The following is an 11,732-nucleotide window of genomic DNA, read 5'->3' as shown; positions in this document are numbered from 1 at the left end:
CCAGGAAAAACGGTCCGAGAGCGGCCGGATTTCCGGTTGGTATAGGGTTGACGGTGTGATCAAGGTAGGTGTGCTCGGTGCCCGCGGTCGCGTGGGTGCCGAGGTGTGCAAGGCGGTCGAGGCGGCCACCGACATGGAGCTGGTGGCCGCGCTCGACAAGGACGACTCCATCGAGGGGCTCGAAGGCGCCGAGGTGGTGGTCGACTTCACCCATCCCGGTGTGGTCATGGGCAACCTCGAATGGGCGATCTCGCACGGCATCCACCCCGTGGTGGGGACGACCGGGTTCGACGAGGGCCGCCTCGAGACCGTGCGTGGCTGGCTGGCGGCCGCTCCCGGCACCAACTGCCTGATCGCCCCCAACTTCGGCATCGCGGCCGTCCTCATGATGCACTTCGCGCAGCAGGCGGCCAGGCACTTCGAGTCCGTCGAGATCGTCGAGCTGCATCACCCCAACAAGGCCGACGCCCCTTCCGGCACGGCTCGCCGCACTGCTGAGCTGGTGGCCGAGGCGCGCAGCAAGGCCGGGCTCGGTCAGATGCCCGACGCCACGAGCACGGCGCTCGACGGCGCCCGCGGCGCGGAAGTCGGCGGGGTGCACGTGCACGCCGTGCGGCTGTCCGGGCTGATCGCGCACCAGGAGGTGCTGCTCGGCGGCGACGGCGAGATCCTGACGATCAGGCACGACACGATGAGCAGGTCGGCGTTCGCGCCCGGCGTGCTGCTCGGCGTGCGCAGGGTGGGCGAGCTGCCCGGCCTGACCGTGGGCCTGGAGCCGTTGCTCGACCTCTGACCGTCGCGCCCTGACCCTCGCGCCCTGACCGTCGCGTCTTGGCCGTCGCGTCTTGGCCGTCGCGTCTTGGCCGTCGCGTCTTGGCCTTCGCGTCTTGGCCTTCGCGTCTTGGCCTTCGCGTCTTGGCCTTCGCGTCCTGGCCTTCGCGTCCTGACCTTCGTGCACCGACCTCTGCGCGCCGACCTTTGTGCCGCCGCCTGGGGCGGCGCACACGACGTGCCCACCACCAGCAGGTCGTGGGCACGCCGTGAGGAGAGGGTCCCGGCTCCGCACAGCCGGGCCTACGATCATCAACCCTAATACGATCAGCGACATCTGCCCGAAACATGAGATCGTGTCGGCATGGTGCGATGGGCTGAGGCCGCCGACCTTTCTGAGCTGGTATCCGTAGAGCTGGCCGCTGATCGGCTTTTCGAGCAGGTAGGCATCGTATTTCCGCCTGGTACCACCATGATCGAAGAGGTGGACGACCCTGAGGTCGTGCTGGTCGAGGGGGAGCCGCCGGCCGGGTTCGCGCTCATCGGCTGGGTGGACGGCAACCTGCATCTCGACCAGCTCGCCGTGCATCCCGAGAGCATGCGCCAGGGGATCGGCGGGCGGCTGGTGACGGCGGTGATCGAGCACGCGCGGGCGGCGGGCGCACCCGCGGTGACGCTGACGACGTACCGGGACGTGCCGTGGAACGCGCCGTGGTACGAGCGGCACGGCTTCGCGGTGATGCCCGAGGCCGAGTGGGGGCCCGAGCTGCGCGCGCTGGTGGAGCACGAGCGGGAGCTGGGGATCGAGGTCGCGCCCCGCGTGGTGATGCGCCGCTGACCGTCAAACGGCTTTTGGCGCCACTGACCGCCGGTCGGCCCGGTGTGCCGCTGACCGTCAACCGGCCTCAGGCGATGTTGACCGCCGGTCGGCCCGATGCGCCGCTGACCGTCAGCCGGCCGCTCCGCGGCACGCTGCGGGCTCACAAACCGCGGTCCTGCGGCCGGTGGTCCGATGCGCTCTGAACCAGTCCACCGCATAGTCCACGGCGGTGGCCAGCGGGAACAGCCGCGCCTCGGCCGCACCCACCCGCCCGTGCCGTACCGCGCCGGTCCGGTCGAAGTCCGCGCCCAGGGCGGCGAAGTCGCCGGAGTCCACGTCCACGTCCGCGAACTCGCACCAGCCGGGGCCCTGTCCGTCGTCCACCACCGCGCGATACCGGCGGCGTGGCGGGTCCGGACGGTAGCGATATTCGGCCAGATGGAAGGCCGTGCACTTGTCGTAGCCGACGCCGGCCAGCAGCACCAGCGCCCCGGCGTCGTAGAGCCGGGCGAGCGGCGACCGCTCCCCGAGCAGGCAGTCGCGGGCGTGGCCGTCGATGATCGGCGGGGCCTGCGGGCCGATGGCGGCGAACGACGTCTGCGGATGCGCGCTGCGAAGGGCGCCGGGCAGAGTGCGTACGTGCTCGGCGATCCGGCCCATCAGGTTGGTGGGGGTGGAGGCGGGGTCGTAGGCCGGCATGCGGGAGCGGTAGGAGGCCACTTCGTCCGCGCCCATTCCGGCCACCGCGGCCCGATATAGGGGCGACGTATCGGAATTGGCGGACGTGCCGGTGGGGACGACGAGCGTGCCGTCAGCGCCGAGCCGGTTTCTCAGAGCTCCGGCTACCGTGGCCGCCCCGCCGTCGCACCGGCCGATACTGCGAAGCGAAGAGTGCAGCAGGATGACCTGCCCGAATTCAATCCCAAGGGTCGCCAAGTCATCCCACAATCGGGCAAATCCCACCATCCTTGATCTATCGCTCCTTGATGTCGGCGTATGGTCACACCGAGGGGCATAGGTGAGTTGCCTGCCCTATTTCCCCTCATTGGGCCCTTACTTAATTGAGTGATCACGATAGACGTTTAGCGCCCCGTAACGGTGGTTTAGTGCACGTCCAAAATTTGCTCAGCTGGGCCGCCGCTGGAATCGTCCCCTATACTTCGACGGGTCTCAAGCCGCAATGTCTTGGTAAGCAGTCCCTTTCCCAACCAGCAAGAGGCGGGTTGTCGCCGTGCCCCACCTTACCCGTGACCGTAAGGTCAGGACCGAAAAGGTGCAGGGTGGGGCGGGGGGGCAATTGCATGAGATCCCGGTTTCTTCAAGGAAGGCTAGATTTGCCCTAGTATGGGCAGGTTCAGCCATTTCCACGATCGGCACGCGCACGCTCGGCGTCGCCTATCCGCTGCTGGCGTTGGCGCAGACCAAGTCACCGACCGTCGCGGGCTTGGCCGGGTTCGCCCTGACAATCCCCATCCTGGTGTTCTACATCCCAGGCGGGCTGCTGGTAGACCGAATATCGCCGCGCCGGATCATTCTGTGCGCGGAGTTCGGACGGTTGCTGAGCGTGGCCTCCGTGCTGATCATGCTGCCGTTCGAGGGTCCGTCGCTCACGCACCTCCTCGCGGCGGCGGCGGCGGAGGGCACGTTGTGGGTCCTCTACACACTGGCGGAGGCGGCGTTGCTGCCATCCGTGGTGCAGCCTGCCCTGATGCATCAGGCGCTGGCCAAGAGCGAGGCCGCCAGCCATGTCGCCGCGATCGCCGGCCGCCCACTCGGCGGTTATCTCTTCGCGGTCGGACGCTACATCCCTTTCGCGCTCAACACCGTGCTGTTCTTCGTCTCGTGGAGCCTGCTCTTCGGCTGGCGCGGTGGGTCCGGGCGGCGGCCCGCCGGGCCATCTCTGTGGCGCGATCTGACCGGGGGTTTCCTCGCGCTCAAGCAACTGCCCTTTCTCGGTAGCTCGATCATGGTGACCACCTTCACCAACCTGATGGTGAACGCGCTGATCATGGTCTTCGTCGCCGGATCCGCAGGCATGGCCTCGCTGGACATCGGGCTCGTGCTCGCGGCCGGCGGGGCGGGCGGCGCGGCGGGCTCCATCCTGGCCTTCTACCTACCGCCCGTACGGCACGTGCTGCAGATCCACATGTGGATCTGGGTGCTGGGGCTGTCGCTGGCCGCGTTGGGCGCGGCCCTCGGGGAGAAGTCGTGGTTCTTCGCCTTGGCGCTGTTCGTCACCGGCGTGGGCGGGGCCTTGAGCAATGTGGCGATCAGATCGGTGGAAGTCCACGCGGTGGATCCCGGGACGCTGGCTCGGGTCGTGGGCGCCTCGCGCCTGTCGTCGCATGGCGCGCTCTGCCTGGCCGCTCCGCTGGGCGGCCTGCTGGTGACGTGGGGCGGCGTGGAAAAGGGCTCGCTGGCCTTGTTCGGTGTCATGCTCCTCGTGGCGCTGCTGGTCGGCGTCATCGGGCCGCTCCGCAGACGCCTGACCCCGCCGCTGCCCGACCTGTTCAAGAAGGAAAGCCTCATGGTCGGCTAGACCCGGCTGTCGGCCAGCCGTATGGCGTCTTTCGCCAGATGCTCCGGCAACGCCGGCCCTTGCGCGTCGATCGCCCGTTTCGCCAGGTCCACCGCTGACACGGTCTTGCCGGCGAGCTTTTCGACCTTGGCGGCGTACCACAGGAGGGGGCCATGGTCTTCGGTCTCGGCCAGAGCCTCCACCATCTCCTGCTGGGCTTCCTTGATGCTGTTGGTCTCGGCGAGCGCGAGTGCGTGCGCGCCCTTGGCGAACGGCCAGTGGAGCGGCCGGGCGCGGTCGAGATCGCGGAGCGCGGCGGTGGCCCGGCCCATGCCGGCCAGGATCTGGCCGCGGCTGAGCAACGCGTCGGTGTTGTCGCCCTCTCGGTCGAGCACGCCGTCGAGCACGCCGACCGCCGCGTTCGGATGGCCGCCGTGCCACAACGCCCAGGCCAGCTCCGTCTGGATGGTCAGGTCCGCGGGCACGCGGACCATCGCGGCCCGCAGGTCGCGTACGGCATCGGCGGGGGAGCCCTGGGCCAGCCGTAGCCGCCCGATGGCCGTGAGCAGGAGCCCGACGGAGGCCGCCGCTCCGGCGGTCTCGAAGCTCTTGGCGGCGGTGCTGTAACGGGAGATGGCGGCGACCAGGTTTCCGCGCTCGTAGGCGACGTTGCCGAGCAGAGATTCGATCCGCGCACGCAGCCGCAGGTCGTCCTCTCTCGACCGGGCCAGGGCCTCGTCACCCAGCTTGGCGGCCAGCACGAGATCGCCTTCGCGCAGGGCCGCCTCCGCCTCGCGCAGGAAATCCTCGGGCCGCAGCTGCTCCAGGGGCGGGTCCACCTGCTGGTCACCCTGCTCGACGGGCTGGAGCAAGCGGTCGTAGGCCAGCTCGTACGAGCTCTCGCCCCCGCGCTCGTCGGCGCGGAGCAGATGCCGCTTCACCAGCAGGGCCACCGCGCTCCTGCCGACTCCCGCCATCCTGATGGCGCTCTGCCGGATGAGGCGCCCGCCGCCTGCCCGGTCGGAGAATGTCAGTCTCAGCCACGTTCGCAGCCGCCGGTCGTCGCCGTCGAACCGCCTGGCGGCGATCTCTCTGAGCTCCCTGTCGTAGTGCTCGGACAGTGCCTTGTCGGCGTACTGGAGCACGTCGCTCTTCGAGATCTCGACGGTGTCGGGGGACAGCGTGTGCCACAGAGACTCGCAGACGACCTGAAGCTGGACCGGCTCGACTCCTTGCGGCTGCAGGAGCGGGTCGGAGCGAGTCCGGATCTTGACGAGGTCGCGTACCATCAGCTCGGCCGCGCCCTTGGCGTACACCCGCCCGGTGCCCAGGATGGGCTTGGTCACCGCCTCCAGTGCGCCTTCGGCGCTCAGCGCCTCCAGCGGAAAACGTTCCCGATCACCACAGGACAGGTCCCGTTCGTACTGCAGGAGGTCTGTCAGCCGGTCGGCGCGAACGGACAGCAACAGGCGCAGGCCGGAGTCCGCGCGCAGCGCGTCGGCGAGCTGGCCGAAGAACCAGTCGCGGTAGCGCTGGTGCCGTGCTCCGGCGACGAAGAGCTCCTCGATCTGGTCAATCGCGATCAGGGTGCGGGTCGCGTCGCCGTGGGCGTCGAGCTTGATGGGCCGTGACCGCAGGAACGCGGGGATCGTCACGCCCAGGAGCCGGGTCGGCGGCGCCAGCGGGGACCAGGACATCAGCAGGGCCAGGATGTACGGATTGTGCGAGGCCAGCGCGGCGCGCGGAAAGGTCGATCCGTATGACACCCGGCCGATGGGGAGAACGTCCACGCTGTTCGGATCGATGAGTGGTAGGACGCCTGCCTGTAACAGCGAGCTCTTCCCGATGCCGGAGGCACCGTACAGCACGGTCAGCCGCTGCGACTGCCACAACTTGCAGATCTTGCTGGCCTCTGCGTCGCGTCCGAAGAATTTGTGGCTGTCCTCAGAACGAAAGGCGCGTAACCCTTTGTACGGTTCCGGCGCCGCCGGCTGTGCTCTCATGCCGGAAGTCATCATGTCGGTTCCATCCGCAGCCGCGTTTCACCACTCATTTCCTCCCTGGCCATGAAGGAGGATCGACATTTTCGCACGTGCGGCGGTGCCAGCACATCCTCCCCAGGGAGAAGGGTGCCTTTTCGGGCACACCTTCTGCGCCCGATTCATGCCCTACTGGTGGGCAATGTCAGAGTATGTACTAGATCGAATTCTGGAAGGCCGCCATCTGCTCCTTGTCGTCGCTCAGGCAGGACGCCACCGCCGCACGCAACGCGGCACTCTCCATTTCCTGCAGATTGTGCAGGGAGACGAGGGAAACGTCGATCAGCGCGCTGGATCCGTACTGTCCATCATGCATGTGCGCTCCATCTGTTTCGGGCCACCCGAATATCCACATGACATACAGGCGCTCATGGACGTGCGCATCGTCGTGCTCGACCAAGATCGCGAGAGATTCTTATTATGATTCTGTGATAAGCGGGTTCACTAATCAACCTCTAGGATGGGTCTGAGATCAGCGACTCTTCTGGCGTGGAAGCGGAGGATCGACGTGGCGGAAAATTCGCACTCCATGCCGGCGCAGGTGCCGAAGGTCTGGGAAAAGGTGCCCAAGCGCAATCCGACCTTCACCGGCCGTGCGGATCTGCTCACCGCGCTCAGGAAGAGCATCAACACCGTCACCGCGGTGGTGGCGCAGCCCCAGGCGTTGCAAGGTCTCGGTGGAGTGGGCAAGACCCAGCTCGCGATCGAGTACGCCTGGCAATATCGCGCCCACTACGACCTGGTCTGGTGGATCTCCGCGGACCAGCCGGTGCTCGTGCCGTCCGCGCTGGCCGGCATGGCGCAGGCGCTCGGGCTCCCGCCCGCGGACACCACGGGCGTGGAGCAGGCCACGCAGGCGGTGTTACGCACCCTGCAGAGTGGTGTCCCTTTCCGCAGCTGGCTGGTGATCTTCGACAACGCCGAAGAGCCCGACTACATCAAGGACTTCATTCCCAGAGGTCCCGGCCACGTCCTCATCACCTCGCGTAATTCGCGCTGGAGCGACCACGAGGCCACCATTCAGGTGGACGTGTTCCGGCGCGAGGAGAGCGTGGGATTCCTCAAAAAGCGTCTGCGCACGTCGGTGACCGAGTCGCAGGCCGATCTCCTCGCGGAGAAGCTCGGCGACCTTCCGCTCGCGCTCGAGCAGGCCGCCGCGTTGCTGGCCCGCACGCTGATGTCGGTGGAGGAATACGTCTCGCTGCTGGAGGAGCAGACGGGCCGGCTGCTCAGCCTGGAGAAGGCGCCGACCTACCCGCAGTCCATGACCGCCGCCTGGCAGCTGTCGGTGTCCCAGCTCGAAGACCGGATCCCCGAAGCGGTGGAGCTCCTGCGGTGCTGCGCCTTCTTCGGGCCCGAGCCCATCCCGCGCGACGTCTTCCGCCGCGGCAACCGGGTGGTCGGCGCGCGGCTATCGCGGATCCTGTCGGACACGATCCTGCTGACCAACGCCCTGAGCAACCTCGAACGCTTCGCGCTCGTCAAGGTGGAGCCGTCCACCCGCACCCTCCAGGTGCACCGCCTCAACCAGGCGCTGCTCCGCGACGAGACGCCCGAGAAAGATCGCGGCGAGCTACGCCACGAGGTGCACCTGCTGCTCGCGGGCAGTGCGCCGAACGATCCGGACGAGACGAGCAGGTGGCCGAACTTCGAGGAGCTCCTCGCCCACCTGGAGCCGTCCGGAGTGATCGAATGCGTCGAACCCAGCGTCCGTAAGTTCGCCCTCGACCTCGTGCGTTACCTGTATGTGCGAGGCAGCTACAAACCGGCCGAGCGCCTGCTGGACCAGTACATCCAACGCTGGTCGGAGGTGAGCGGCGCGCAGCACTCCGACGTCCTCGTCGCCCGCATCCACCTGGGCAACATCTACCGGGCCCTGACCTTCTACACCAGGGCGTACGAGATCGACTCGCAGACCCTGGAGATGATGCGCGAGACCCTCGGTCACGAGCACCCCGAGACGTTGTGGGCGACCAACAGCTACGCCGCCACTCTCCGGGGCCGGGGAGAGTTCCTGCGCGCGCGGGAGGTCGACCTGGAGGCGCTGGAGATCTACGAGCGGCTGTTCGGCGACGAGGACATCCGCACCCTTCGCACCCGCAACAACGTGGCCGTCGACTACGCCCTGACCAGTGACTACCCCTCCGCGCAGCGGCTGCTCCAGCAGATCTACCTCTACGTGAGCGGCGCGGAAGGCGTCGGCCGGCGCTTCCTGCTCGGCGTCTGGAGCACCCTGAGCCGGGCCGTGCGGCTGAGCGACCGTTTCCAGGTGGCCGCGGACATGGGCGAGGAGGCCTACACGTACGGTGTGGCGCAGCTCGGAGACGATCACCCCACCACCCTGCTCGCGGCCAAGGACTACGCCATCTCCCTGCGCCGGGCCGGTCGGCTGGCCGAGGCCCTGGAGCTCATGCGGGACACCCACACCCGGCTCGTACGCCTCTACGGAGACGGCCACGCCGACACGATGGCCGCGGCGCTGGGCCTGTCCAACGCCCTTCGCGCGGTCGGCGAGCTGGAGGAGGCACTCCAGGTCGCCGAGCGCGGGCTCAAGCACTATCCCGAGGTGTTCGGCGACGATCACCCCTTCACCCACGCCAGCAAGATCAACCTTGCACTGCTGGCCCGGCTGAAGGGCGACCCCGCCAAGGCGCTGAGCATCGACCGGGACGCTCTGGCCGGCCTCACCGCGCGTGTCAGCCGTGACCACGACTACTCCGTCACCTGTGCCCTCAATCTCCAGAACGACCTGGCCGCGCTGGGCGATCACGAGGAGGCCCGCCGGGTGGGCGAGGAGAACTACCAGCGCATCCAGACCTACTTCACCCCCGACCACTACCTCAGCCTCGTCTGCGCCGCCAACCTGGCCCTGGACCTGCAGGCGACGGGCGCGGAGGAGGAGGGCAAGCGGATGCTGGCGGACACGGTGCAACGACTCAACGCGGCCCTCGGGCCCGAGCACCCCGAGGCGCTCGCGGTGGCGGCCGGCGAGCGGCTCAACTGCGACTTCGACCCGCCGCCCATCTGATCAGGAGTTGGTCTTGACCCAGGTCTGCCTGTGCAGCTCGGACTGCCGGCGGGCCTGGGCGGCGGCGGTGGGCGTCACCGACTCGCTCCGCCAGCGGCCGAGCGTGTCGCGCAGCGTCGCGACGAAGCGCGTGCCGGCCTTCGTCAGCCCGCCGCTGTCCAGCAGCGCCTCGGTGACCTGGTGCGCGGCGTCGCGCCAGCGGGCGAACTCGACTTGGGCGTGCGGTCCGCGCCCCGGGTCCCGCAAGTGGTGCCGCCAGAAACCGGCGACGGCGGCGTGCGCGTACGCGCCGTGCAGCAGCCCGAAGAGCGGTCGCGGATCGGGGCGCCAGGGCGCGTAGTAGCGGCGGCCGTCGTCGGGCTCGACCAGGTCCACCACCTCGCTCAGCGCGTTCAGCTTGGCATGCTGGAGCTCGTGGGCCAGCGTGAGTGCCATGCCCATGCCGTCGATCGGGTCGGAGAGCGCGATCGTGCCGAACGTGTCCCGGGCCGACGCGCTGTGCTGGTCGAGCGAGCGGGGGACCACGGGCGTGAGCACCGACACGGCCGTGGCGATCTCTTCCGCGACCGTCCGGTGCCGGACCCGCAGGATCCGCCACGCCTCGCGCAGGTGCTCGGTCCAGCGCTCCCGGCGGTCCTCCGCCAGGCGCCCGCCCACGTCGTCTCCCGGCCAGCGGTAGGGGTCGAGGTCGTCAATGGTCATGAGCACGCCCGCCGTGACGGTGATCCGGTGCAGGACCTGCCAGCCCGGACCGTCACGCGACGGGTCGACCCGGCACGTGTGATCGGCCAGGCGCAGCTCGGCTCCGGTCTCCGCCGGCTCGACCACCACCCGTGCCACCTCCGGCAGGTCGGCCGGCAAGGTCAGCAGGCCGAGCGACGGCAGCATGAGCGCGCCGCCACCGACCGGCGCGTCCAGGGTGCGGGCGCTGCGGGTGCGCACGGCCGCGGCCAGTGCGAGCGCCGCCAGCCGGCCCGGATCGCCACCGCCACCGGGGATCGCCCGGCAGGTACGCAGGGCCCACGCTCCCACCGCGGGATGGCGCAGGCACCGGTCGACCTCCTCGGGCGAGTCCGCCTCCATCTCCGACAGCGCCTCGTAGGCACGCGTCACCAGATCGGCGTGCGGGTGCCCGACCCTCCGGGCCTCCGTGACGAGCAGCCGTACCAGCAGGCGGTGTTTGCTGGCCTGCGCGGAGCACAGCTCGGCCACGGCCCGCGCGCCGCCGCCACCTGTGGCCAGCGTGGAGAACGCGGTTGCGGAGATACGGTGTGGAGCGGGGGTCATCCCACGCCTCGAAACCGGGCCATGTCCCGCTCGCAGGTCGCCCGGATATAACTGATCAGCCGGTACAGATCGGGGCAGTAGACCGACGGCTCGGCGAAGCCGGTGGCGGGGCGGTAACGGTGCGCGTACAGACCGCCTCCACAGGTGGAGACGATGTCGCAACGGCGGCACACGGACGAGAGCGCCAGCTCGCCGATCTGCCTGGCCACGATCGACGGGTGCCGCAACGCCTCGTCCAGGCTGTGGGCGAGCACGTGCAGACGGGTGTCGGGAGCGCCCTGGTAGGCGCTCTTCAGGATGTCCGACTGCTCGATGCTGCCGTCGGTCTCGATCACGACCATGCGCACCGGGGACAACCCGATGGTCTCGGCCCGTGAGGCGCTGCCCATCAGCAGCCGCATGATCTCCCGGAACATGCGGATGTCGGTCTGCAGCACCGGGCTGCCGTACCATCGGTCGAAGATCGCGATCAGCCAGTCCGCGTACGGGGTCTCCGGCGAGCCGGGAACGCGGAAGGGCGGCGGCACCGCCCAGTTGCCGTGCGGCAGCAGGAAGTCGACCGCCGGCGGGTCGAACTCCAGCAGGGCCTCATACGTACGCACCGGATCGTTGCGCACGTCGACCGTGCACAGGATCCCGCTGAACAGATGGTGGTAAGGCCCCGCGGTGAGCCGCCGCAGCGACTCGCTGACCTGGGCATGGCTGCCTCGGCCGGTGGCGAAGCGGCGGTGCCGGTCGTGGGCCTCCTCGTAGCCGTCCAGGCTCACCCCGACCCGGATCTCCAGCGACTCGAAGAGCCGCAGGTACGCCTCGTCCAGCCGGAGCGCGTTGGTCTGAATGTTGACGTTGACCCGGGTGCCCGTCGCGACCGCGCCCCGGATGCCGCGTACCAGGCGGGAGATGAGCTCGGTCCCCGCGAGCAGCGGCTCGCCGCCGTGCAGGATGACGTCGATCTCCGGCAGGTCGTGGCGGGAGGCGTGCTCCGCGATGCGTTCGATCGCGCGGTCGGCGATGGCGTCGGACATTCTGCGTGGCTGGTCGCGCCAGCTCTGGTCCGCCATCTCGTAGACGTAACAGTGGCGGCAGGCCAGGTCGCACCGGCTGTGGATTTTCAGGATGAACTGCTGGAATCCCAGCGGCTCCCACCCGCTCACCAGCAGCGCGTCGACGTCGAGGAATTCCGGGAAACCTTGTGTGAGCAGCGGTTCCGATTCAGGGCTTCCTAACAACGGCTACCCCTTGTGTGTCGTGCGCCCCATACTGCGCTCC

General features: G+C 68.8%; 9 protein-coding genes. 4 read left to right on the top strand and 5 right to left on the bottom strand.

The features are described 5' to 3' along the window. The first annotated feature begins 55 nt into the window (after positions 1-55). Positions 56-793 carry a 4-hydroxy-tetrahydrodipicolinate reductase gene (dapB, locus tag ETD85_RS09035; protein ID WP_138689163.1) on the top strand — a complete coding sequence of 246 codons (738 nt, stop codon included), beginning with the start codon at positions 56-58 and terminating at the stop codon, positions 791-793. 450 nt (positions 794-1,243) lie between these two features. Next, the gene (locus ETD85_RS09030) at positions 1,244-1,609 is read left to right on the top strand and encodes a GNAT family N-acetyltransferase (RefSeq protein WP_240779045.1); all 366 of its coding nucleotides are present in this window, start codon (positions 1,244-1,246) and stop codon (positions 1,607-1,609) included. Positions 1,610-1,720: 111 nt separating this feature from the next. On the opposite strand, the gene ETD85_RS09025 is transcribed toward ETD85_RS09030, so the two are convergent. After that, entirely contained in the window at positions 1,721-2,557 is an 837-nt protein-coding gene (locus ETD85_RS09025; protein ID WP_170246579.1) for an AAC(3) family N-acetyltransferase, read from the bottom strand. Positions 2,558-2,864: 307 nt separating this feature from the next. On the opposite strand from ETD85_RS09025, the gene ETD85_RS09020 reads away from it, so the two are divergent. Further along, on the top strand, positions 2,865-4,130 hold the full coding sequence (locus ETD85_RS09020) for an MFS transporter (protein ID WP_170246578.1): 1,266 nt from the start codon (positions 2,865-2,867) through the stop codon (positions 4,128-4,130). Here the strand turns inward: ETD85_RS09020 and ETD85_RS09015 are convergent. Beyond that, positions 4,127-6,112, bottom strand: coding sequence for a tetratricopeptide repeat protein (locus ETD85_RS09015; RefSeq protein ID WP_338087129.1), 1,986 nt, complete (start codon positions 6,110-6,112; stop codon positions 4,127-4,129). The two genes, ETD85_RS09020 and ETD85_RS09015, sit on opposite strands and share 4 nt — an antisense overlap. A gap of 193 nt (positions 6,113-6,305) precedes the next feature. Continuing rightward, positions 6,306-6,548: a hypothetical protein gene (locus ETD85_RS09010; protein WP_138689159.1), complete on the bottom strand. Its 243-nt coding sequence runs from the start codon at positions 6,546-6,548 to the stop codon at positions 6,306-6,308. Between the two features lie 108 nt (positions 6,549-6,656). Here ETD85_RS09010 and fxsT point away from each other — a divergent pair, with 108 nt between their 5' ends. Continuing rightward, the gene (fxsT, locus tag ETD85_RS09005; RefSeq protein ID WP_240779044.1) at positions 6,657-9,176 is read left to right on the top strand and encodes an FxSxx-COOH system tetratricopeptide repeat protein; all 2,520 of its coding nucleotides are present in this window, start codon (positions 6,657-6,659) and stop codon (positions 9,174-9,176) included. On the opposite strand, the gene ETD85_RS09000 is transcribed toward fxsT, so the two are convergent. Then, positions 9,177-10,463 (bottom strand): HEXXH motif domain-containing protein, encoded by a 1,287-nt coding sequence (locus ETD85_RS09000; RefSeq protein ID WP_138689158.1) that lies wholly within the window; start codon positions 10,461-10,463, stop codon positions 9,177-9,179. Further along, positions 10,460-11,692, bottom strand: coding sequence for an FxsB family cyclophane-forming radical SAM/SPASM peptide maturase (locus tag ETD85_RS08995; RefSeq protein ID WP_240779043.1), 1,233 nt, complete (start codon positions 11,690-11,692; stop codon positions 10,460-10,462). Before ETD85_RS08995 ends, ETD85_RS09000 begins: the two co-directional genes overlap by 4 nt. Positions 11,693-11,732: the final 40 nt, after the last annotated feature.

This window comes from Nonomuraea zeae, from assembly GCF_005889725.1.
In the GTDB taxonomy this organism is placed as follows: domain Bacteria; phylum Actinomycetota; class Actinomycetes; order Streptosporangiales; family Streptosporangiaceae; genus Nonomuraea; species Nonomuraea zeae.
Note: the sequence above shows the minus strand (reverse complement) of the source record. Positions and strands in the feature narration are given on the sequence as shown.